Source organism: Mesorhizobium sp. NPDC059025 (assembly GCF_042739655.1).
In the GTDB taxonomy this organism is placed as follows: Bacteria; Pseudomonadota; Alphaproteobacteria; order Rhizobiales; family Rhizobiaceae; genus Mesorhizobium.
Genome location: NZ_JBHYIM010000010.1, coordinates 28,536 through 49,563, shown reverse-complemented (window position 1 = coordinate 49,563; position 21,028 = coordinate 28,536). Strand labels below are relative to the sequence as shown.

At 62.7% G+C, this 21,028-nt stretch carries 20 protein-coding genes and 2 tRNA genes; 8 read left to right on the top strand and 14 right to left on the bottom strand.

All coding sequences use genetic code 11. From position 1 onward, the window contains the following. Position 1: 1 nt before the first annotated feature. Positions 2-946 carry an alpha/beta fold hydrolase gene (locus ACFWYE_RS22300; RefSeq protein ID WP_379114347.1) on the bottom strand — a complete coding sequence of 315 codons (945 nt, stop codon included), beginning with the start codon at positions 944-946 and terminating at the stop codon, positions 2-4. 127 nt (positions 947-1,073) lie between these two features. On the opposite strand from ACFWYE_RS22300, the gene ACFWYE_RS22295 reads away from it, so the two are divergent. After that, complete coding sequence (locus tag ACFWYE_RS22295) at positions 1,074-2,159, top strand: TRAP transporter substrate-binding protein (protein ID WP_379114345.1); 1,086 nt, start codon at positions 1,074-1,076, stop codon at positions 2,157-2,159. A 115-nt stretch (positions 2,160-2,274) separates the two neighbouring features. On the opposite strand, the gene ACFWYE_RS22290 is transcribed toward ACFWYE_RS22295, so the two are convergent. From ACFWYE_RS22290 to ACFWYE_RS22245, 10 genes are all read right to left on the bottom strand, one after another. Then, positions 2,275-3,510: a tyrosine-type recombinase/integrase gene (locus ACFWYE_RS22290; protein WP_379114344.1), complete on the bottom strand. Its 1,236-nt coding sequence runs from the start codon at positions 3,508-3,510 to the stop codon at positions 2,275-2,277. A gap of 159 nt (positions 3,511-3,669) precedes the next feature. Then, positions 3,670-3,745 (bottom strand) — tRNA-Phe (locus ACFWYE_RS22285). Between the two features lie 200 nt (positions 3,746-3,945). Further along, positions 3,946-4,176 carry a DNA gyrase inhibitor YacG gene (yacG, locus tag ACFWYE_RS22280; protein WP_379114342.1) on the bottom strand — a complete coding sequence of 77 codons (231 nt, stop codon included), beginning with the start codon at positions 4,174-4,176 and terminating at the stop codon, positions 3,946-3,948. 101 nt (positions 4,177-4,277) lie between these two features. Further along, complete coding sequence (locus ACFWYE_RS22275) at positions 4,278-4,907, bottom strand: Maf-like protein (RefSeq protein ID WP_379114341.1); 630 nt, start codon at positions 4,905-4,907, stop codon at positions 4,278-4,280. A 24-nt stretch (positions 4,908-4,931) separates the two neighbouring features. Further along, on the bottom strand, positions 4,932-5,150 hold the full coding sequence (gene infA, locus ACFWYE_RS22270; RefSeq protein ID WP_006200926.1) for a translation initiation factor IF-1: 219 nt from the start codon (positions 5,148-5,150) through the stop codon (positions 4,932-4,934). 129 nt (positions 5,151-5,279) lie between these two features. After that, a complete protein-coding gene (locus tag ACFWYE_RS22265; protein ID WP_379063084.1) occupies positions 5,280-5,765 on the bottom strand; it encodes a UPF0262 family protein in 486 nt (161 codons plus the stop codon). Positions 5,766-5,771: 6 nt separating this feature from the next. After that, on the bottom strand, positions 5,772-7,064 hold the full coding sequence (gene hisD / locus ACFWYE_RS22260; protein ID WP_379114340.1) for a histidinol dehydrogenase: 1,293 nt from the start codon (positions 7,062-7,064) through the stop codon (positions 5,772-5,774). A gap of 3 nt (positions 7,065-7,067) precedes the next feature. Then, entirely contained in the window at positions 7,068-7,502 is a 435-nt protein-coding gene (locus ACFWYE_RS22255) for a DUF2948 family protein (RefSeq protein WP_144379116.1), read from the bottom strand. A 191-nt stretch (positions 7,503-7,693) separates the two neighbouring features. After that, entirely contained in the window at positions 7,694-8,992 is a 1,299-nt protein-coding gene (murA, locus tag ACFWYE_RS22250) for a UDP-N-acetylglucosamine 1-carboxyvinyltransferase (RefSeq protein WP_379114338.1), read from the bottom strand. Between the two features lie 132 nt (positions 8,993-9,124). Further along, complete coding sequence (locus ACFWYE_RS22245) at positions 9,125-9,316, bottom strand: hypothetical protein (RefSeq protein ID WP_379114336.1); 192 nt, start codon at positions 9,314-9,316, stop codon at positions 9,125-9,127. A gap of 214 nt (positions 9,317-9,530) precedes the next feature. Between ACFWYE_RS22245 and ACFWYE_RS22240 the strand changes: the two genes are divergently transcribed. The 4 genes from ACFWYE_RS22240 (at position 9,531) to ACFWYE_RS22225 (ending at position 11,749) form a co-directional block, all read left to right on the top strand. Further along, positions 9,531-9,605 (top strand) — tRNA-Thr (locus ACFWYE_RS22240). Between the two features lie 271 nt (positions 9,606-9,876). After that, the gene (locus tag ACFWYE_RS22235) at positions 9,877-10,227 is read left to right on the top strand and encodes a hypothetical protein (RefSeq protein WP_379114335.1); all 351 of its coding nucleotides are present in this window, start codon (positions 9,877-9,879) and stop codon (positions 10,225-10,227) included. A gap of 113 nt (positions 10,228-10,340) precedes the next feature. After that, positions 10,341-10,781, top strand: coding sequence for a nuclear transport factor 2 family protein (locus ACFWYE_RS22230; protein ID WP_379114333.1), 441 nt, complete (start codon positions 10,341-10,343; stop codon positions 10,779-10,781). 74 nt (positions 10,782-10,855) lie between these two features. Then, positions 10,856-11,749 carry an alpha/beta fold hydrolase gene (locus tag ACFWYE_RS22225; protein ID WP_379114331.1) on the top strand — a complete coding sequence of 298 codons (894 nt, stop codon included), beginning with the start codon at positions 10,856-10,858 and terminating at the stop codon, positions 11,747-11,749. Between the two features lie 17 nt (positions 11,750-11,766). On the opposite strand, the gene ACFWYE_RS22220 is transcribed toward ACFWYE_RS22225, so the two are convergent. Beyond that, positions 11,767-17,178, bottom strand: a complete 5,412-nt coding sequence (locus ACFWYE_RS22220; RefSeq protein ID WP_379114329.1) for an autotransporter domain-containing protein — start codon at positions 17,176-17,178, stop codon at positions 11,767-11,769. 292 nt (positions 17,179-17,470) lie between these two features. On the opposite strand from ACFWYE_RS22220, the gene ACFWYE_RS22215 reads away from it, so the two are divergent. Continuing rightward, positions 17,471-18,196 carry a LuxR C-terminal-related transcriptional regulator gene (locus tag ACFWYE_RS22215; RefSeq protein ID WP_379114327.1) on the top strand — a complete coding sequence of 242 codons (726 nt, stop codon included), beginning with the start codon at positions 17,471-17,473 and terminating at the stop codon, positions 18,194-18,196. A gap of 92 nt (positions 18,197-18,288) precedes the next feature. On the opposite strand, the gene ACFWYE_RS22210 is transcribed toward ACFWYE_RS22215, so the two are convergent. Then, positions 18,289-18,753 carry a nuclear transport factor 2 family protein gene (locus ACFWYE_RS22210; protein ID WP_379114325.1) on the bottom strand — a complete coding sequence of 155 codons (465 nt, stop codon included), beginning with the start codon at positions 18,751-18,753 and terminating at the stop codon, positions 18,289-18,291. 133 nt (positions 18,754-18,886) lie between these two features. On the opposite strand from ACFWYE_RS22210, the gene ACFWYE_RS22205 reads away from it, so the two are divergent. After that, complete coding sequence (locus ACFWYE_RS22205; protein ID WP_379114323.1) at positions 18,887-19,264, top strand: winged helix-turn-helix transcriptional regulator; 378 nt, start codon at positions 18,887-18,889, stop codon at positions 19,262-19,264. A gap of 50 nt (positions 19,265-19,314) precedes the next feature. Here the strand turns inward: ACFWYE_RS22205 and ACFWYE_RS22200 are convergent, their stop codons facing one another. Next, positions 19,315-20,226, bottom strand: coding sequence for a LysR family transcriptional regulator (locus ACFWYE_RS22200; protein WP_379114321.1), 912 nt, complete (start codon positions 20,224-20,226; stop codon positions 19,315-19,317). Positions 20,227-20,328: 102 nt separating this feature from the next. On the opposite strand from ACFWYE_RS22200, the gene ACFWYE_RS22195 reads away from it, so the two are divergent. After that, on the top strand, positions 20,329-20,967 hold the full coding sequence (locus tag ACFWYE_RS22195; RefSeq protein ID WP_379114320.1) for an NADPH-dependent F420 reductase: 639 nt from the start codon (positions 20,329-20,331) through the stop codon (positions 20,965-20,967). The last annotated feature ends 61 nt before the right edge of the window (positions 20,968-21,028 follow it).

Sequence of the window (21,028 nt, the reverse complement as noted above, 5' to 3'; positions counted from 1 at the left end):
CCTATTTCCGAGCCTCGGACCGATCTATAAAATCTGCAATAATCTTTGGCAAATCCCCTGTTTCAAGCAGGGGCGGGTGGCCTTGCCCCAGTACAGTAATCGCTTCCATGCTTGAATGACGATGGTGCATTTCATTCATGATGGCAGTGGATATCAAGCGTGAATTCTCACCGCGCACTACCAACAGTGGGATGGTCGACAGCAGTTGGAACTGTTCCCACAAATCCGGAAGAGGTTTAACGTTTTCGGCGGTGAGCCTCGCCAACAACTTTAAGTCCAAGTCAGGAACGAGCGTTCCATCTTCCGTTTCTCGATACATGCAGGTGACTAGGCGCTTCCAGTCGGAGTTTCCAAAAGAAGGAAAATCCGTCGCGTTGATCATTTGCTGCTTCTCGACAGCCTCTGCGAAGCTTTTTGGCCATGGCGCTTGGTCGATACGGGTTTTGATTTCTGCGAGCCCTTGGGGCTCGAACTTCGGTCCAGAATCGTTGAGAACGACTGCTTTCAAAATTGAAGGTTTCAATACCGCAAGAATGTGTATAACCAAGCCACCTCGCGAAGTGCCGATAAATGCTGCTTCCTCGACACCGAGGAAATCCAAGCCAGTGAGGACATCGCGGGCTTCAACGGTTATATTGTAGTTACTTATATTTTCGTCGTTTGCCGATCTGCCACGACCACGATAGTCAAGGGCAATCACCTTTCGTGGATTTCGTAGGGCTGTCGATAAATACAGCGCTAACTCGTGGAAATCCCTCACATTGCGATTGATCCCTGGAAGGCACACAACCGGTCGACCGAGATTTTTTTCACCATAGACTCGGCCATGTAATAGGAGATTGTCTTCCGAAGGGTAGAAGAAATCAAGAAATCCCATTCTCGGCACCTCTTTATAGACTTGCCGGCCAAAGGGCGGATAGTCCTTTTCATCGTTGATTCGACGCAACTGAGCGCTGCTTATATCATCCACTGAGCCAGCGATCGATCGAACGATATATAGTGTTCGATTGATTTTCTGCCTCACTGCGCATATTGAAACTCTGCGCGTTGAAGTTCGCACAGGGATATGTCCAGTGAAGCGCCGTGATTTGTTGAAAGCCCTGCCACTTTCAGTCGCGAGCTATCCATCAAACAACGCTCGTGCGGCACCAAAAATTCAATGGCGGCTCGTTTCGTCGTTTCCAAAATCATTAAACATCACGTTCGGAGCGGCGAAAGTGTTCGCCGAGAACTTATCAGCGCTTACAGATGGAAATTTCTCCGTGCAGCTGTTTGCGGCGGGTGAAGTGGTGCCTGCCCTGCAGGCAATTGATGCGGTACAGAATGGCGCTGTAGAGGCGTGCCAATCGCCGGGATTCTATAATCAAGGGAAGGATCTTACATGGGCACTCGGAACGGGTGTGCCATTCGGATTCAACGCTGATGGTCTCAATGCTTGGCTTTATGAGGGGGGCGGGCAGGGTCTTTATAATGAATACGTCGGAAAATATGGCCTGATTTCGTTCCCGGCGGGTAACACGGGACCTCGCATGGGGGCATGGTTCAGAAAGGAAATCTCTACAATTGACGACCTAAGGGGCTTAAAGATCCGGATCGGTGGATTGGCTGGTCAAATATTACAGAGGTTAGGAGCAGTTCCTGTACAAATACCCGGGGCTGAGCTTTATCAAGCGCTCGAGTCTGGGGCTATTGATGCAGTTGAATGGATTTCTCCATATGATGATGAAAAGCTTGGATTTGGTAGAATAGCGCCATACTATTATTATCCTGGACTCGCCGGAAATGCTATGATGGGACACTTCTTTGTAAGTCGCGAGAAGTTCCAACGATTGCCTCAGTCGTACCAAATCGCCTTCGATATAGCTGCTAAAGCTTCCGCCGCTCATTCCTTATACAGCTACGATGCGAAAAATCCTGACGCGTTAAAGCGTATTCTTGGCGCAGGCGCTCAGTTGCGATTATTCAGTCCGGAGATTCTCCAGGCCTGTTTCGACGCGGCACAGATCTTCTATCGTGAACAGTGCGAGCGGAACCTGGAGTTTGCGAAGATTTGGTCGTCGCTCGCCTCTTTCCGCAAGAAATATTGGGAATGGCAACAAGTTGCAGGTCAAGCCGCAGATCACTTCATGATTCAACAGCTTCACGCGGGAAGACTATAACATCATTACCACCGTTGCCAGCGGTGAACTCAGTCCTATGACGGCAGTGACGGCATAGGCAATCTCTCACGCGAATCTTCTCAATGAGCTTGAGGGCTCGCGCCGGCAGAGGCGATCATGTCAACCTGGCAGTTGCAGTCCCGCGGTCGAATGGGCGCAAGACCAACGGTTCGACTCTTAGCGCGTCTAACAAATCCCCCCACTCCTGCATCAGCGTCCTCCGCTGCTCCCAATACGTCGCGCGGTTGTAGGTTCGCCGGATGGTGTTCTTGTCCTGATGCGCCAGAACCGCCTCAATTACGTCGGGGTCGTAGTTGCGAGCGTTGAGGATGGTGCTGGCGGTCACCCGGAAGCCGTGGGCGGTCACTTCATCCTTGCCGTAGCCCATACGCCGCAGCGCGGCATTCATAGCGTTGTCGGAAAGCGGACGCTTCGTAGAACGGATCGAAGGAAAAACTAAGCCCCCGTGCTCGGAAAGTGGCCAGACCTCGTCCAAGACGCGTAGCGCCTGTTTGGAAAGCGGTACATCGTGCGGAGTACGCATCTTCATGCGTTCGGCCGGGATGTGCCACACAGCCCTCTCTCGATCAAACTCGTCGCGGATCGCCCCCCGTACCTCGCCAGGACGGACACAGGTGAGAGCGAGGAACTGGAGGGCGGCTTTGAGAGTCGGCCAGCCGTCGTATTCATCGATCGCTATGAGGAACTGGCCGAATTTCCTTTCATCGAGGATTGCGGCACGACCGTTGGCTATCGGCGGCTGAAGCGCGCCCTTGAGGGCTAGGGTAGGGTCGGTCTCGGCCCTGAGGGTGACAATCGCCAGTCGGAAAACGCTACCGATCCCGCCGCGTAAACGCCGCGCCGTCTCTCTTCGACCACTCTTCTCGATCTTCTGGAGGAGTTGGAGAATCTCGGCTGAGGTGATTTCTTTAATGGGACGCTTAGAGAGTGAACTGGCCAAGTCTTCGAGCAGCCATTTGGTTTTGGTGACGGTGGCCGCAGCAGCGTTCCGTTCCTCCATCCGCCTAACATATTCCTCGGCGATCAGGCCGAAGGTGGTGCGTGCTTCCGTGATGGCGGCGATTTTCTCTTCTTTCCGTTTTGTGGAAGGATTGATGCCGGCAATAAGTAGTCTCTTGGCTTCATCTCGCTTCTCTCTTGCATCGAGAAGCGACACCAACGGGTATTTTCCAAAAGAGAGGATATTTTCCTTATCCAGGTAGCGATATCGCAATTGCCAGAGCTTGGAGCCGCTTTTCTGGACAAGAAGATAGAGGCCGTCGCCATCAGCAAGGCGATACGGCTTGTCTTTAGACTTGGCGTTCTTACAGGCGAAGTCAGAGAGCGACATGGGTAACGACCCTCCCGGTAATGGGTAATACCCGGATCGTTACCCACAAACCGATGCGTTGCAATGGCATGCGGTGGGTCGCCACGAGTAGTCGCACTCGGCTAACTCGTTGATTTATAATAATTGTGAGGCGTGGTGGGAAGCTGTGGGAGGGGAAAATGGTGCCCAGGGGCGGAATCGAACCACCGACACTGCGATTTTCAGTCGCATGCTCTACCAACTGAGCTACCTGGGCATCTTGGCGAAAGCCGCGATCTGGAATTCATGATCTGGGCCTTGCCTGCTCGCCGGGCCAAAGCCCGAAAGCGAGCGGGGTTATAGCATGAGATTCCTGCCTGTCCAGCACTGCCGTGTCGATTTCGCCGGGAAAACATCCATGACGTTGAAACGCCTGAAAAATCCGGGCTTTTCCCGCATTCGCGGCGCTCCGGATCGTCAATCCTGCGTGTCGTCGGGCGCCTTGCCCGGAGCGTTGACCGGCAGCGCATCTTCCGCCTCGCCGTCGTCGCCGGGGATGACATAGACACCCTTCAGCCAGCGGTTGAGGTCGATGTCCTTGCAGCGTGTCGAACAGAACGGATAGGTGTCGCGCGCCGACGGCCGCCCGCATTCTGGGCAGGGCCGTTTCGGACGCAGCGGCGTCACGGTGCTGTCATTGCTTGCCATGGTTTGCTTTCCGCAGTCTGCCTGCGTGATCGTCTTATCGGTCGCATGATCGCTGTTCGAAGGTCAGCGCAGTCTGTTTCGCCGGCCTTCGGAATAATGCTTCAAGACAGTCCGCGTTCCGGCCAACTGCGATGGATGTCGAAACCTTCGCCGGCCAGAAGCGCGGTGGTTTCGTAGAGCGGCAGGCCGACGATGTTGGAATAGGAACCGGACATCTTGACGACGAACGCGCCGGCCAGCCCCTGCACGCCATAGCCGCCGGCCTTGCCGCGCCATTCGCCGGAAGCGACATAGCGGTCGATCTCGGTACGGGGCAGGCGCTTGAAGCGCACGCGCGTTTCCACCAGCCGCTGCCGCTGCTTGCCGTCCGGGGTGATCAGACACACTCCGGTATAGACACGGTGCGAACGGCCCGACAGCAATTGCAGGCAGAAAGCGGCGTCGTCGCTGGTCTCGGCTTTCGGCAGGATGCGCCGGCCGACCGCCACCACCGTGTCGGCCGCCAGCACATAGCCGCGTTCGCTTTCGGCGTCGCCCTGCATGGAGGCAAAGGCCTTCTCGGCCTTCTCGCGGCAGAGGCGCTTGGCGAGCGAGCGAGGATGCTCGGCGCGCTGCGGCGTCTCGTCGATATCGGCAGGCAGGATACGGTCGGGCTCGATTCCGGCCTGCTGCAGGAGCTCGATCCGGCGGGGCGATCCCGAGGCAAGCACGAGCTTGTGCATGGTGCTCATCGCATCTGGCCCGCTACGAAAATCTTACTTGAAGCGATAGGTGATGCGGCCCTTGGTCAGGTCATAGGGCGTCATTTCGACCAGAACCTTGTCGCCCGTCAGGACGCGGATGCGGTTCTTGCGCATGCGCCCAGCCGTATGGGCAATGATTTCGTGTTCGTTTTCGAGCTTCACGCGGAACATCGCATTGGGCAACAGTTCTGTCACCACACCCGGAAACTCGAGGACTTCTTCCTTCGGCATTCGATACCTTTGCTTGGATGGATATCCGGCGGGCCGGCCGGAATTTGGCGCGGAACCTATATGATTATCGCCGCTTTGTGAACAAGCTTAATCGGCTTGTGCTCAGGCGTGTTCCTTAGGCTGTTTCGGTCACCCGCGCCAGTGCAGTACGCAGACCAGCGTGAAGAGGCGCCTTGCCGTGTCGAAGTCGATTTCGATCTTGCCAGCCAGCCGGTCCATCAGCGTCTGCGAGCCCTCATTGTGCAGCCCACGCCGGCCCATGTCGATCGCCTCGATATGGCTGGGCGTCGAGGAACGGATGGCGTCGTAGTAGCTTTCGCAGATCAGGTAGTAATCCTTCACGATGCGGCGGAACGGCGTCAGCGACAGGATGTGGGTGACGACGTCGGCGCCGTCCTCGCGGCTGATGGCGAAGACCAGCCGCGATTCGGCAAGCGAGAGCCTCAGCCTGTAGGGGCCGCTGCCGTCGTCATTGACCGGGCTGAACGAGTTCTCCTCGATCAGGTCGAAGATGGCCACCGCCCGTTCATGTTCCACGTCGGGGGTCGAGCGACCGATCGTTTCGTCGAGCTCGACGTCGATCAGCCTTGCGTTGTTTGGCCCGGCTCCCGACATGTCCGCCTACATGTTCAGCCGGATGGAAACGGAGCGCCCATGCGCGTCGAGCCCTTCGGCCCTGGCAAGCGCGATGGCCGCGGGCGCCAGCTGTCGCAGTTGCTCGGGCCCGAGCTTCAGCACGGACATGCGCTTGACGAAATCGAGCACCGAAAGGCCGGACGAGAAGCGAGCCGAACGCGCCGTCGGCAGCACGTGGTTGGAACCGGCGACATAGTCGCCGATCGCTTCCGGCGTGTGGCGGCCGAGGAAAACCGAGCCGGCATTGCGCAGGCCGGCAAGAAACGCTTCCGGCGCGTCGAGAGCCAGCTCGACATGTTCGGCCGCGATGCGGTTGGCCAGCGGCAGCGCGTCCTCAAGCTCATCCACCAGGATGACGGCGCCAAAGTCACGCCAGCTCTCGGCGGCGATCGCGCCGCGCGGCAAGGTGGCGAGCTGGCGCTGCACGGCTGCTTCCACAGCCGTCGCGAAGGCGGCATCGTCGGTGATCAGGATCGACTGCGCCGAGACGTCATGCTCGGCCTGTGCCAGAAGGTCCGCGGCGATCCAGTCGGGATCGTTCTTGCCATCGGCCACCACCAGCACCTCGGACGGGCCGGCGATCATGTCGATGCCGACGGTGCCGAACACCTGGCGCTTGGCTGCGGCCACATAGGCATTGCCGGGACCGACGATCTTGGCCACCGGGCGAATGGTTTCCGTACCATAGGCAAGGGCGGCCACAGCCTGTGCGCCGCCGACGCGGTAGATTTCGGAGACGCCGGCGAGATCGGCGGCGACCAGCACCAGCGGGCTGATGACGCCACCGGACGCGGGAACGACGATGACGATGCGTTCCACACCGGCAACCTTGGCCGGCACCGCATTCATCAGCACCGAGCTTGGATAGCTTGCCGTGCCGCCCGGCACATAAAGCCCGACCGCCTCGACCGCCGTCCAGCGCGAGCCCAGCTCGACGCCGAGCGGGTCGGTGTAGCGATCATCCTTCGGCAGCTGGCGCTGGTGGTGCGAGCGGATGCGGTCGCGGGCGAATTTCAGGGCTTCCACCGTTTCCGGATCGGCGGCGGCATAGGCCGCATCGATGTCGGCGCGGGAAACGGCAATGCCGAGCGTGCCGAGATCGGCCTTGTCGAAGCGTTGCGTGTAGTCGACCAGCGCCTTGTCGCCTTCCGCGCGGACCCGGGCGATGATGTCGCGCACCACCGCTTCCACGTCGGCCGAAACCTCGCGCTTGGTGGCCAGGAACGCGGTGAAGCGGGCTTCGAAATCCGCATCGGCAGAATTCAACGTGACAGCCATCGCTCAGCCCCTGTGAACCGGGCGCGAGGAGGCCTGCCAGGCACCGCCGAGGTCGGCGAGACGCGCCTCGACATATTCGACTTCCAGCATGATGGTGCCGTTGCCGGCGAAGATCAGCTCGATGATGCCGGCCGGCGGCGCGATCGGGATGAAGCTGATGGCCAGCAGCGACAGCACTTCTTCCGATTTCTCGCGGGCGATGCCGCTGGTCTTCACCGCCAGCACGCGCTCGAAATGCAGTACGCTTTGCCGGCGCTCATTGTGCTTGCGGAAGAAACCGGAGCGCACTTCCCAGGCAAAGCGGTTCATCGGCACGACGAAGCGCTTCCAGGTCGGCAGATATTCGAGGTCGCCCACCTTCATGACGGCATCCTGGACATGGGCCGAAATGATGCCCAGGTCCTGCTCGTCCAGCGCCAATAACTTCAAAGCGTCCATGCGGATACCGCACCTGCGAAGGTTTTTTGTTGTCTACCTCTGTTAGGCGGGGAAGGGCGGTAAGGCAATAAGGCAGTGGGGGAATAGGGCAGTAGGGCAGTAGGGCAGTAGGGCAGTAGGGCAGTAGGGCAGTAGGGGGCATGTGTCCTGAGGACTGCCTTGCTCCCCTATTGCCCTACTCCCTTGATTCCTCAGCCGCTGATCCGCTCGATCACCGCGCCGCAGCCGGAGAGCTTGTCTTCCAGGCGCTCGAAACCGCGGTCGAGATGGTAGATGCGGTTGACGGTGGTCTCGCCTTCGGCGGCGAGGCCGGCGATGACCAGCGACACCGAGGCGCGCAGGTCGGTCGCCATCACGGGCGCGCCCTTGAGCTTCGAAACGCCTTCGACGATCGCCGTCTGGCCCGAAAGCGTGATGTGCGCGCCGAGGCGGGCGAGCTCCTGCACATGCATGAAGCGGTTCTCGAAGATCGTCTCGGTGATGCGCGACTTGCCCTTGGCCTTGGTCATCAGGCCCATGAACTGCGCCTGCAGGTCGGTCGGGAAGCCAGGGAAAGGTTCGGTGGTGACGTCGACCGGCGAGATGCCGGCGCCGTTGCGCTTGACGCGGATGCCTTCATTGGTCGGCGTGATCTCGGCACCGGTCTGGGCGATCACGTCGAGCGCCTTCTGCAACAGGTCGGGCTGGGCATCCTTCAACAGCACGTCGCCGCCGGCCATGGCGACCGCCATGGCATAGGTGCCGGTTTCGATGCGGTCGGGGATGACGCGTACGTTGGCGCCGTGCAACTGGTCGACGCCGTCGATGGTGATGGTCGAGGTTCCGGCGCCATGGATCTTGGCGCCCATGGCGTTCAGGCATTCGGCGAGGTTGACGACTTCCGGCTCGCGGGCGGCGTTTTCCAGCACGGTTTCGCCGCGGGCGAGCGCTGCCGCCATCATCAGCACATGGGTGGCGCCGACGGAGACCTTCGGGAAGACATAGCGGTTGCCCTTCAGCCGGTTCTTGGCCTTGGCAATGACGTAGCCGTTGTCGACGTCGATATCGGCGCCGAGCGCCTGCAGCCCGTCGATGAAGAGATCGACCGGGCGCGTGCCGATGGCGCAGCCGCCGGGCAGCGATACGCGCGCTTCGCCCATGCGGGCGAGCAGCGGGCCGATCACCCAGAACGACGCGCGCATCTTGGAGACCAGCTCATAAGGCGCGGTGGTGTCGACGATGTCGCGCGCGGTGAAGTTGATGGTGCGCGAATAGCCGCCGCCATTGCCGTTCTGGTGGTCGCGCTTGCCGTTGACCGAATAGTCGACGCCGTGATTGCCGAGGATGCGGATGAGCTGCTCGACATCGGCCAGATGCGGCACGTTTTCCAGCGTCAGCGTGTCGCCGGTCATCATCGCGGCGATCATCAGGGGCAGGGCAGCGTTTTTGGCGCCAGAGATTGGGATGGTGCCGGCGAGCTCGCGGCCGCCGACGATCCTGATGCGATCCATGAAAGAGTGTCCCTCAGCCGGAAGCCGGCTTAAATCGGTTGTGTTTGGGCCGCCCTCTAAACCATTGGTCGGTCCGGTTCAAGAAATAGGATTTCGAGAAGTCGGCGCAAGAATGGCCGAGTATTGATTCTCTTAGCCTTCTTTTTTCTGTTCCTTCGCTGCGGCAAGCCCGTCGGGCCTGGTATCGGCCTCGCCGGTGCGGCGCGACCTGAGCTGCGCCTTGCGCTTCTGCAGGTTCGCACGCAGGGCCTCGGCCAGCCTGGCCTTGCGGTGGTCGGCCCTCGTTTCCGGCTTGGGCGATTTCGGCTTGGTCTTGTCGGTCATGGTCTCGCTTAGTCCTTAACAATGCATAACCGACATTGTGGCGCGGCCATGTCTGAGAGGCTGTCGGAAAATGCTATTGCGGGCCATTTTGAAATCGATCCGGCACAGCCCTGTCGATTTGCCGTTTTCGCTTTCCCCGATCAATTTCAAAATGGTCTCTTATAGCAACTTGCGCTTCACGATTCATTGTGGCAGAAGGCGCCGCATTCAAGATGCTGCCGTAGCTCAGTGGTAGAGCACTCCCTTGGTAAGGGAGAGGTCGAGAGTTCAATCCTCTCTGGCAGCACCATTCCTCCCAATAAAATCAACAGACCGCCTTGTCACTGCGCAGCAAGGCTGCACGGTCGTGTCAGATCCTATGGAAACCCCACGGATTGCGCGGTTTTTCGCGGAGGATTGAGACCGACAGCGACGCCGATCGTTCGATGGCGTTTCGACGTTTCGCCTCTCCCGATTCAGAGTCAGCAACTGTTCGCATGAGAACAAAATAGGAACAAAATCCTTGACGGGCTCTCCGTCGCGATGGCAATCTGCCGCCATCAAACCGATGGAGAACGACAATGACCGAACCTGCGAGGGTCGCGGAGAGCGACGCTTTTTCACTGCGTCTGAACTGGCGGCAGGCTGATCGCGAGGCCGACTACGTCGCCGATGCGGACGGCTATGACGGCAGTGTCGGCCGCATCACCCTGCGTGATGCCGGCCCCCAGCAGGGCCTGTGGTTCTGGGCGATGAACGCGCATGGCACCGAGATCAGCCGCAACATCGGCAGCCTCAACGGCATCGAGAAATCGGCGCGCGCGGCCGCCCGCATGGTCGAGGGTGCCTGGTTCGCAGCGATCGCCGGATCCTCCCTTGACCGTCCGGCGCCGAAGCGGAATGCCTATGCGATGGCGAGAGCAGGGGAGTAGTATGCCGGCTGGCAGCAAGCCAGGCACGGGCGGCGACCTTTTCAGTGCAGCAGCGTTGCCGGAACGGAACCCGTTTGCTCCACAGTCCTTTCGCTTCCAAAGGGAGACCGACGATGGAAACGCGCGTCAGGAAGTTTTTCGAACGGTATGCAAGCTTCTTCAACCGGGCGCTTGCCGGCACCATCGACGAGGATGAGCTGGCAGCACTCTATGCCCCGGAATTCATCGCAGCTTCGCCGCGTGGGGTGATGACCGGCCGCAACGACGAGCAGCTCAAGCGCACGCTGGCGCATGGTTATGCGCATTACCGGGAGATCGGCACCAAGGCGATGCGGATAACCGATATCCGCGTCGCCCCCATCGACGAGCATCATTGCATCGCCCATGTCGCCTGGGCGGCAACCTACGCCCGAAAGGACCAGTCGGACCTGTCGGACCTGTCGATCGACTTCGAGGTGCATTACCTGATGCAGACGCTGGACGGCGAGCCGAAGGTCTTCGGCTGGGTCGCCGGCGACGAGCAGGAGCTTCTGAAGAAACACGGCATCGGCTAGGCATCTCGCGGCCGGCAAGATTGGATGAACGAAATCCACGCGCGCCGCGTTCTGTCTCCATGGAACAGCGGGCGATGATCGGGTTCGAGAGCCGCAGGGTCGAGACGGCGCAGGGCGGTGTCTTCGTGCATAAGGCCGGATCGGGGGCGCCGCTGCTCCTGCTGCATGGATTTCCGCAGACAAGCCTGATGTGGCGCGACATCGGCCCGATGCTGGCGCCGCACTTCACGGTCGTTGCCGTCGACCTGCCGGGTTATGGCGCCAGCGATTGCCCGCCTGCCGATGGGCGGGGACACGATTCCATGTCGAAACGGTCCATGGCGACGACATTGATCGAGACGATGGCAAGGCTGGGGCATGAGCGTTTCGCGATCGCGGGGCATGACCGTGGCGGCCGGGTCGCCTACCGCATGGCGCTCGACCATGCCGATGTCGTGACCAGGCTGGCGGTGCTCGATGTCATCCCGACCTTCGAGGTGTGGGACCGGGCTGATGCGCGCCTTGCCCTGGCTTTCTGGCCGTTCTCGCTGCTGGCACAGCCGGCGCCGCTGCCGGAACGGCTGATCGCGGCCGCCCCCGAGGCGATCGTCGACAACGCGCTGGACGAATGGGGATCGCCGCCCGAGACCTTTCCGCGTGCCGTGCGGGAGGCCTATGCCGCCGCACTGCGCGATCCGGCGCAGATCCATGCGATCTGCGAGGAATACCGTGCCGCCGCCACCGTCGACCGCGAGCACGATCGCGCCGATCTCGAGACCGGACGCCGGATCGATTGCCCGCTGCTGGTGCTGTGGAGCGCTCATGGCGGCCTCGCCAGCTGGTACGAAGAAGCCGGCGGGCCGCTCGGCATCTGGCGTCGCTGGGCAAGGGATGTATCCGGCCACGCCGTCGATGGCGGTCACTTCTTTCCCGAGGAGAGACCGGAGGCAACCGCTGGCCTGTTGCGGGATTTCCTCGGGCACGGCTGATTAGGTGGCACCCCGCATCAGAAACGTGTCGAGAAACTCGCCTTGAACGCGTTCTCCGTGCCGCCCGAGCCGAACTGGCCATCATAGCTGAAGCCCAGCCTGCTGGTTGCGCCGAGCCTGACGTCGAAACCGGCCTGCAGCGCCAGCGCATCGTGCGTCACCGGTACGCCATGGACGGTGAAGGCACTGCCGCCGGCGAAGGAGAGGCTCGCGGCCGGCGCGTCGGCGAAGGCGTGGCGCCAGCCGAGCGAGGCACTGAGGTCGAACACCGTGCCGCTCGTGGTGAACCGTCTCGACAGGCGTGCTCCCAGCGTGGTGAAGCCGGCGTCGTTGGCATAGCCGCCGGAACCGAGCGCGGCGGCACTTCCACTTTCGCTGAAATCATCGGCCGAGAGCCGCACATACGCCAGGCCGGCGAATGGCTCGACCTTGACTGCGCCGACGTCGAACGGCCGCGATACCTCGCCGAAAACCTGCAGCGTGCTTGCGCCGTAACCGGATGTGAGCCGGTCGCCGAAGCCGGCGAACCGCGGCGTGCGCTCCGTGTCGACGTCGTGATGGCTGTAGCCGGCGCCGAACTTGAGCCTGACGGTCTCGATGGTGCCGCCGGCATAGGCGCCGAGATGCACGCTGGTGACATCCGCGGAGGCGTTGCGGTCGCCGACGTTCAGCGAGGAGACGCTGATGCCGCCGAGAAAGCCGAGCGTCCAGTCGCCCGCGCCGGTGTCGACGCCTGAGAACATCGCGCCTGTCCTGGCACTGGCGTCGGCCGCATTGCCGTCATTGTCGAGCGAGCGGGAAAGTCCGGTGCCCTGGATCCAGAACCCGCGCTGTGCTCCTTCACCCATCGCGGTGCCGGCGCGGCCCAGCGCCGCTTCGCGCAGCAACTGGCTTTCATCGAGCAGCATGCCGGCCGTGGCCGCGTGCACCTCGCCCGAAAGCTGGTCGAAGGCGTGGCGGGCTTCGTCCTCTGTCAGCGGTGCAATGGCATTGTAGACGCTGTTGCCGGCGCCCAGCGATTCGATGCCCCCGGCGGCGGCCTTCTGGTTGGGGGTGCGCGCGACCGAAGCGAAGTCGACCTGGTTGCGGTCGAGCGTCAGCACCACGTTGTTGCCGTCGCCGCCGGTGTAGCTCACCGCAGGCGTCAGGAAGGCGTAGAGATGGGCGATCGAAGCGAACTGGCCGGTCACGGCGCTGACGCCCTGGTTGTCGATGATCGTATAGGTCTGGCTCGGCTGCCAGCCGGTCGTCGACAGTTCGTGCAAGGCGAGGGTGCCGCCGCCGAGGTCGACATCGCCGGTCACCACCACCTTGTCGGCGCGGCTCGGTTCGATTTCGATGTCGAGCGTGCCGGCAAGCCTGTAGTTGCCGTTGATGGTCTGGGTGCCGATCGAGGCACCGGGAGCATGATGGCCGCCGGTCTGGATGGTCACCGTGCCGCCCGCCTGCGTACCGATCGTGCCGATGCCGCCGAGCGTTGCGCCGCTCGCCACCGCCACATCGGCCGAACCCAGCGAGCCGTCGATCCTCAGCAGGCCGCCCTTGACGGTGGTGGCGCCGAGATAGGTGTTGGCGCCGGACAGGACCAGCGTGCCCGTGCCCGTCTTGGCAAAGCTGCCCTTGGCCGCAGCGCCGCCGTCGGAAATGACGCCCGATATCGTCTCGTCGAGATCGAGCGCGCCGGTTTCGAGCTGATGCGCGCCGAGCAAGATGGCACCGGCGCCGGCGACGGAGCCAAGCGAAACGCAATTGCACAGGCCGGCCGCATCGAAGGTCGAAAGGTCGATCTTGCCGCCGCCCTGGTTGACGATCCGCGCGCCTGGCGAAGCGACGTCGCCGCGGAAGGCCGTGGTGCCGCCAGCCTGGTTGGTGATGGTCGCCATACCCGCATTGGAACCGGCCAGGAACACGGTGGTGCCGTCGCCCTGGTTGGTGATGGCGGCGCTGCCGGCGCTGGCGCGGTCTCCGAACACCACCGCCCCGTTCTGCGTCGATATCGTCAGCCCATTGGCGTTGACCGGACCGGCAAAACGCAGGGCGGGTTTCTGCGTGGCGGCCGGCGCGCCGGAGACGGAGACGGCGCCGGCGCCCAGGGCACCGTTCGCCGCTGCCACCAGCTCGCCTTCCCTGACAAGAGTGCCGCCCTGGTAGCTGTTGGCGGCGCCGAGCGTGAGCGTGCCGTTGCCGAGCTTGACGATGCTGCCGGTTCCGGAGATGCCGACATTGAGCACCGCATCGTTCACGGCAACCCCGGGATCAGCCGCGACGATGATCTCGGTGCCGGCCGAATTGGTGATCAGGCCGCCACCCGCGCCGGCCGCAAGCGTGTAGGTCCAGTCGCTCGGGTGCGAGACGAAGCGCAGCCCGGTGAAGCCATGCGCACCGACGACGTTTACCGTGCCCGGCACGCCGGCGAAGACCGCCTTCTGGCCTGCCGCTGCCGCGTTGATGGTGCCGGCGCTGTTGGTCCAGTTGGTCGAGGTGGCATCCCAGGTGCCGTTGCCGCCGCGCCCGTCGGCGACGCCGCCCGGCGCCATGTTGGCGCCGTCCCAGTATTGCTCGCCAGCGCCGGTCGCCACCAGCAGGCTGACGGTGCCGCTTCCTGCCAGGATCGACCAGTCGCCGGGATTGAAGCCGGCGGGAACGCTGCCGATCACCAGTCCGTTGTTGGTCAGCGTGCCGCCATAGTTGGCGATCCGGAAGGTGCCGTTGCCGAAGCCGCCGGCGTCGCTCACCGTCAGCTTGCCGTCCAGCGTCAAATTACCGGCGACGTCGAACAGCGGCATGGTGTTGGCTGCTCCCAGTGCCGCGTTGATGTTGGAGCCGTCATTGAGCGTCAGCGAGGCAAGGGTCAGCGACTGTCCTGCCTTGCCGGCCAGCGTGCCGCCATTGGCGACGCTGGTGGCGCCGACCGAACCGCCGCCCGTCAGCGTGCCGCCGGCATTGACCTGGAAACTGCTCGACGCCATGGCGCCATCCACCTTGAGCGTGCCGGCATTGGCATTGGTCGTGCCGGTGAAGGTGGTTGGGAAGAAGGCGCTGAGAGCCAGTGTCAGTGTGCCGCTGCCCGCCTTGGTCAAGGTGCCGTTGCCGGTGATGACGCCGTTGAAGCTGGTGTCCGCCGCCCCGCCGGCCGTCAGGCCGCCGGTGCCGATGACGAGCCGGCCGTAGCCGGAAAGGTCGCCCACGGTCTGTGCGTAGCCATTGAGGTCGAAGATGCCGCCATTGAGGGCGAGGGCGCCCGTGGGCGCCAGCCGATTGGCTCCGCCGAGCAGAAGCGTGCCGAACGTGACCTTCGTTCCGCCGGTATAGCTCTGGACGCTGTTCAGCGTCAGCGAGCCATTGCCGGTTTTTTCGAAACTGCCTTCGCCTGAAATGATGCCGGAATAGCCGGGCGTACCGTTGAAATAGACGGACAGCCTGGAATGGTTGGCATAGTTGCCGGTGAGGGCGCCGTCGCCGGCAAATCCGTCGCCGATGCGCAGTTCCCCGGCGTTGATGGTGGTGCCGCCGCTGTAGGTGTTGACGCCGACGAGCGTGACCAGACCCGTCCCGTTCTTGATCAGAGCCCCCGTGCCCGAGATGACGCCGGCATAGCGGGGGAAGATATCGGCCGAACGGTCGATGATCAGCATGCCGTCATTGTTGACGATGCCGTCACGGATGCTGCCGGTCGTGCCGCCATTGCCGAGCTGCAGGACGGCGCCAGGGCTGATGTTGGTGACCGCCGAATAGGCGTTCTCGCTGGTGAAGATGGTGGTGCCGGCCAGGATGTTCACCGCGGCGGGACCGGCGAGCGCGCCGAAGCCGCCGATGTTGGGCGCGAAGACGTAGCTGCCGGAGGTATGGTTGAAGTTGATCGCCTGCGGCCCGGTGGCGGTGCCGGAGAACAGTACCTGGTTCGCTTCCAGCGTGCCGGGTGCCGCGGCGGGAGAGCCCGCGGCTGCACCGATGTTGAGCGTGCCGGCCGATCCGGTGACGCCGCCGATCCCGACACCGCCGCTGCCGCCGATGACCTGGACTTTCCCCCCGTTGGAGATGGTCAGCACACCCTTGCCGTTGCCGCCGATGGTGAGACCCTGCAGGTCGGTCGGACCCGAACCCAGCGTGTTGCTGATGGCCCACAGCGAATTGGCGCCGGTGACGGTCACGGTGTCCGCCGTCGCAAGGGTGGCATCGCTGGCGCTGGCGATGTTGGCGTAGCCGGTGTTGAGCCTGCCGCCGCCGGAGACGACGATCGCGGCAGTCGAATTGGTGCCATTGCCGCTGTAGAGCCGATAGGGTGTGGTGAAGCTGGAGCCGGCGCCATCGATGGTGATGGCCGCCTTCTGGCCGGCGCCGTCAGCCAGCCGCAGATCGGCGGCGAGGAAGTTCGGCGCGTTGGCGTCGATCAGCACCGCGCCGCCGTTCAGGACATCGAGGCTGGCCGTCTGGCTGGTCGAACCGATCCCCAGCGGCAGGTAGTTGCTGCCGTCGATCTTCCATTGCGAACCGGCGCCTGTGACCGTGGCCCTGCCGTTGACGATGCGGGCAGTGCTGCCGGTGCCGACGGTGGTGATCCTGCCGCCGCCGGAGACGGTCAATTCGCCCTGGCCCAGTGGCCCGACGGTGAACGGACCCGTCGTCCAGGACGCGCCACCAGAGACGGTGGCTGAGCCGAGACTTCCCGCGCTGCCGCCGAGATAAGTGTACCGTGTGGAAGCGGTGGCACCGTCCAGCAGCTGGAAACCGCCCTTTCCGGCCGCGCCGACCCGGAACTGGACGACGCCGGCGTTGCTCATGGTGAAGTCCGAACCGGCTCCCGTCACCAGCAACTGCCCATCGGCGTTGACTGAGGTTTCGGCGAGCATGACGCTGCCGCTCGACAGCAGCCTGCCTCCCGCCTCGACGCGGAAGCGGCCTATCGCGCCATTGTCGGCCGCGATCGACAGGAAGCTGTTGCTCCATTGCGAGCCGGTGCCGCTGACGGTCACCTGGCCATTGGAGGACGGATTGTTGGCGAGCACACCGCTGCCGGTGACCTTGCCGCCGCCCGATATCGTCAGCGTTCCACTGCCGTTGTCGCCGACGATGAGATAGTTCGAACCCACCGCCAGGGTGCCGGCGCCGTTGACGACGAGCGCGCCGCTCGAACCGGCAAGGCTGCCGATCGTCAGCGTGCGGGCGGCCGCGCCGGCCGAACCGACGGTGGCCGTGTTGGGGCCGGCATTGTCGATGACGAGGGTGTCGACACTGGTCGGCACCGCCGCAGGTGTCCAGTTGCCGCCGATGAACCAGTTGCCCGAGCCCGAACCGTTCCAGGTCAGTGAAGCGCCGAGTGCCAGCGATGAGCTCGACAGGACGAGCGCCGCCAACCCGACGCTCCGCAATCCCGCGTGTGCCCAGGTTGGTCGGCCTGGCGCCCGCAATGCACCGGTTTTCAACGTCATGCGATGGTCCGCCCCACAAATCCCGCTGCGATCCCCGCCTGTCCGGCATGGTGGTCACATGCGCCCGATGATCCATCACGAACAGGCACCCGGCCGCACGGTGCGGCCGGGCTTGCCCAATCATGTCCCCATGCGATTCAATGGGCTGAAGATCGCCGATCTGCCGCACTGCACAACTCTCGAAAGTCATAGGTTTTGCGCTTTTCCGGCGCGAAAAATGCCGCTTTCGTTGAAAACGCGCGGTGGCCATGCCAACAATGCCCCGGGGATCCGACAGCGGGGCGCGACGGCAATGCTCGGGCAGATCATGACGCTTGCCGAAGGGGCGCTGAGCGCGCCCTCGGCCGAGGAAGCCAGTGCCCGGTTTTTCACCGCGGCTTCCGCCTTCGGTGCGACCTATCTCCAGACCCGGCTCTACCGGCGACCCGTGGAGCGGCTGACCTCGCAGGCGCACTGGTCGGCCGGCGGGTTCATCAAGCGCATCTCGCCTCAGGGCTGGCCCGGCAGTGCCGCTTTCAACTATGTCTGTTTCGACTGCAATCCGCTGCTCGCGGCGATTCGCGAGAACCGCACGCGCTATCGTTTCTCCGATTTCGCGGGCCACGGTGATCCGCGCTATCGCAGCTACTGGGATGCGCTGGGCGAGGCTGAAATCGCCGAAGCTTTATGCACGACATCCTATGGCGGCAGGGGCGTCATCGCCTCGCTGCATCTGGGGCTCGGCGAGCGCGAGCCGAACACCGACGTTGCGAGAACGATGCAATTGGCGGGGCTGCTGTTGACCGAGCGGCTGATGGAGTTCGCCGGTGGCGTGCCGGATGACCTGCCGGAATTGACCCCGCGAGAACGCGACTGCCTCGCCTACATGGCGGATGGCCGCAAGGACCGGGAGATTGCCGACATGACCGGCGTCACGGAAGCGACGGTGCGCTTCCACATCGACAATGCACGCAGGAAACTGGGCGCGGCCAACCGCGCCCAGGCCGTGGCGCGGGCAGCCAACCGGCATATGCTCTGATCAGCCTATGCAGGCGGAAGGCAGCGGCCGTCGGCCGTTTTGTTTTCCGCAATTTCGGACGGAAAAGCGCCACGCACTTTTCCTGGAATTGCCTAGAACATCGTGTTCTGGTTGGCCGCCTTTTCCGGAACGGCCTGGATGACGTCCCAGTGCTCGACGATCTTGCCGTCCTTCACGCGGAAGATGTCGACGACCGCCACGCCGCGGTCCTTCGCGCTTTCGGTCGAATGGACGTGCAGGTAGACGAGGTCGCCATCGGTGGCGCTGCGCACGATCTTTGCCCGCGCTTCGGGGTTGGCCTTGAAATAGCCGGTGAAGTAGGAGACGAACGGCGCCTTGCCGTCCGGCACGTTCGGATTGTGCTGGATGTAGGACTCCGCCACCACTGCGGCGGCCTCTGCCGTCTCATGCCTGTTGAAGACGCGATCGTAGAATTCGACCACCAGCTTGCGGTTGGCTTCCTCGGTGGCAAGGTCGCGTGTCTGCGCGAAGGCCGACGACGACAGGGCCGTGCCGATGAACAGGGCAAGTGCTGCGATTTTGGGGAATGCCGGCATATCAACTCCTGCTAAAGATTGGTCTATCTTGTAGACCAATGGAGCGCTACAGGAGCTGCACAGACCCCGCAAGAAGTCAGTTTCAAGCGAACAGGTCACCGCGCAGTGACCTGTACCCTGGGAAGATAGAGCCATGAATCCTGAGAAAACCGAGGAAATCGAGTTCGATCATCCTTGCCCGATCCGCGACGTGCTCGACCGCATCGGCGATCAATGGAGCCTGCTGGTGCTGGAAGCGCTCGGCAGGAAAACCATGCGCTTCAACGAACTCGGCCGCGAGATCGACGATATCTCGCGGCAGATGCTGGCGCGCACGCTGCGGCGCCTCGAGGAAGACGGCTATATCAGCCGCGCTGTCTTCGCCGAGGTGCCGCCGCGCGTCGAATATGCGCTCACGGCTCTCGGCCGCTCCTTCCTCGGTCCGCTGCAGGTCCTGACCCGATGGGCGGATGAGAACCATGGCGCCATCTGCAGGTCGCGCAAGCTCGCGCGGCTGGCTCAGGGTGGGTGAGCTCAAAATCGCTGGCGAGCGGCTTGGAAACAGGTGGACTGTTCCGAGCTTCAGACCGGCAGGTCCGGAAACAGTCGTGGCGCCATCTCGATGGCGAATTCCTTGAACAGCCGCACCGGATGGGACGTGTTGCGGTTGCTGGTGTAGACAAGCGTCAGGTCGCGACAGGGAAGGTGCCACTCCGGCATTACCTCAACCAGTTGCCGGTCGCGAAGCAGTTCGGGCCTGACGATGGGAGGCAGGTCGCCAATCCCTCCAGCCGATAGCAGCGCCGATGCCAGGCCGGCATAGTCGTTCATGGCCAGATGCGGCGAAAAAGACAGCGTGAACTGCTCGCTGTCTGCCCGCTGGACAAAGGTCCAGCGTCGCTCCAGCGATCCGAACGAGAACGTCAGCAGCCGATGCCGGGCGAGGTCGCGGGGATGCTGGGGCAGCCCGGCGCGCTCAAGATAGTCGGGGCTCGCCACCAGCCGATGCCGATATTGCAGGATCTTGCGTCCAACCAGCGCCGAATCCTTCAACTGGCCGTAGCGGAAGGCAAGGTCGATGCCTTCGACGATATGATCGACCGCCCGCTGGGTCACGAAAATCTGGACCCGTACCGCGGGAAATCTCGCCTGGAATTCCTGCACCAGCGGCACCACGAGCGTGTCGGAGATGTTTGGCGGGCATGACAGACGCAGCGCGCCCGTCACTTCCGACGCCGAACTGGAAACGATGCCCTCGACTGCGTCGTTCAGCTCGGCGCTGCGTCGGGCCTGTTCGAAGATGTCGGCGCCGATATCGGTCAGGCGCAAGGTGCGCGTGGAGCGTTCGAGCAATCGAACGCCGAGCTGATCCTCCATTTCGGCGATGCGCCGGCTGAGCGTGGAAACCGGCATGCGCAGGCGCCGCGCGGCCTCTGAAAAGCTGTTGGCTTCAACCACCTTGGCAAACATCAGCAGCGTGTTGAGGTCGACCACGATTTTTCCATTTTTGGGAAAAGGTTTCCCTGCTTTCCTGTCTAATGGAAAAATCGGACGCGCACTATCATTCTTTCATTGGTTCAGAACAGGAGAATGATCATGACCACAGCAATCATCGGTGTCGGCAACATCGGTTCCCGCCTTGCCAGGGAACTGGCGGACGGCGGAGAAAGGATCATCGTCGCGGACAGGACATTCAAGAAGGCGCAGATGCTTGCAGGTGCGCTGGGCGGCGATGTCGAGGCCATGGAGGTCGACGATGCGATCAAGTCGGCGGATGTGGTCGTCCTTGCGGTCTATTTCGATGCGATCAAGGCATTGCTCGCCGAGAAGGGTTCCGTGTTTACCGGAAAGATCGTGGTCGATCCGTCGAACCCGATCGCGCCCGACGGCAATGGCGGCTTCAGGAAAACCATTCCCGAAGACCAGTCCTCGGGTCAGCTGATCGCCGGCCTGCTGCCTGACGGGGCGAAGCTGGTCAAGGCGTTCGGTACCCTCGGCGCGCAGTCGCTTGAGGCGGCGGCAAACCGCACCCCGGAGCGGGCCGTGTTGTTCTACGCAAACGATGATACCGGCGCCGGCGAAACCGTTGCCAGGCTTATCGCAGCAAGTGGGTTTGCTCCCGTCCGTGTCGGCGGGATCGACCAGTCGATCCGCATCGAGGTCGGTGGCGATCTGCATGAGTTCGGAAAACTCGGGCGTACCGTCTCGGCGAACGAGGCGAGGGCACTGGTCTAAAGCAGGACCGGGGTTATCGAGAGCAAAGCCCGCTCTGGAGATCCGGGGCGGGCAGAACCTG

Coding starts and splice junctions, on each gene's coding strand:
- murA (WP_379114338.1), bottom strand. CDS start 8,992: ATGGATCGCATCAGGATCGTCGGCGGCCGCGAGCTCGCCGGCACCATC.
- ACFWYE_RS22245 (WP_379114336.1), bottom strand. CDS start 9,316: ATGACCGACAAGACCAAGCCGAAATCGCCCAAGCCGGAAACGAGGGCC.
- ACFWYE_RS22205 (WP_379114323.1), top strand. CDS start 18,887: ATGAATCCTGAGAAAACCGAGGAAATCGAGTTCGATCATCCTTGCCCG.
- yacG (WP_379114342.1), bottom strand. CDS start 4,176: ATGGCAAGCAATGACAGCACCGTGACGCCGCTGCGTCCGAAACGGCCC.
- ACFWYE_RS22290 (WP_379114344.1), bottom strand. CDS start 3,510: ATGTCGCTCTCTGACTTCGCCTGTAAGAACGCCAAGTCTAAAGACAAG.
- ACFWYE_RS22235 (WP_379114335.1), top strand. CDS start 9,877: ATGACCGAACCTGCGAGGGTCGCGGAGAGCGACGCTTTTTCACTGCGT.
- ACFWYE_RS22255 (WP_144379116.1), bottom strand. CDS start 7,502: ATGGACGCTTTGAAGTTATTGGCGCTGGACGAGCAGGACCTGGGCATC.
- ACFWYE_RS22225 (WP_379114331.1), top strand. CDS start 10,856: ATGATCGGGTTCGAGAGCCGCAGGGTCGAGACGGCGCAGGGCGGTGTC.
- hisD (WP_379114340.1), bottom strand. CDS start 7,064: ATGGCTGTCACGTTGAATTCTGCCGATGCGGATTTCGAAGCCCGCTTC.
- ACFWYE_RS22220 (WP_379114329.1), bottom strand. CDS start 17,178: ATGACGTTGAAAACCGGTGCATTGCGGGCGCCAGGCCGACCAACCTGG.
- ACFWYE_RS22265 (WP_379063084.1), bottom strand. CDS start 5,765: ATGTCGGGAGCCGGGCCAAACAACGCAAGGCTGATCGACGTCGAGCTC.
- ACFWYE_RS22195 (WP_379114320.1), top strand. CDS start 20,329: ATGACCACAGCAATCATCGGTGTCGGCAACATCGGTTCCCGCCTTGCC.
- ACFWYE_RS22210 (WP_379114325.1), bottom strand. CDS start 18,753: ATGCCGGCATTCCCCAAAATCGCAGCACTTGCCCTGTTCATCGGCACG.
- infA (WP_006200926.1), bottom strand. CDS start 5,150: ATGCCGAAGGAAGAAGTCCTCGAGTTTCCGGGTGTGGTGACAGAACTG.
- ACFWYE_RS22230 (WP_379114333.1), top strand. CDS start 10,341: ATGGAAACGCGCGTCAGGAAGTTTTTCGAACGGTATGCAAGCTTCTTC.
- ACFWYE_RS22215 (WP_379114327.1), top strand. CDS start 17,471: ATGCTCGGGCAGATCATGACGCTTGCCGAAGGGGCGCTGAGCGCGCCC.
- ACFWYE_RS22275 (WP_379114341.1), bottom strand. CDS start 4,907: ATGAGCACCATGCACAAGCTCGTGCTTGCCTCGGGATCGCCCCGCCGG.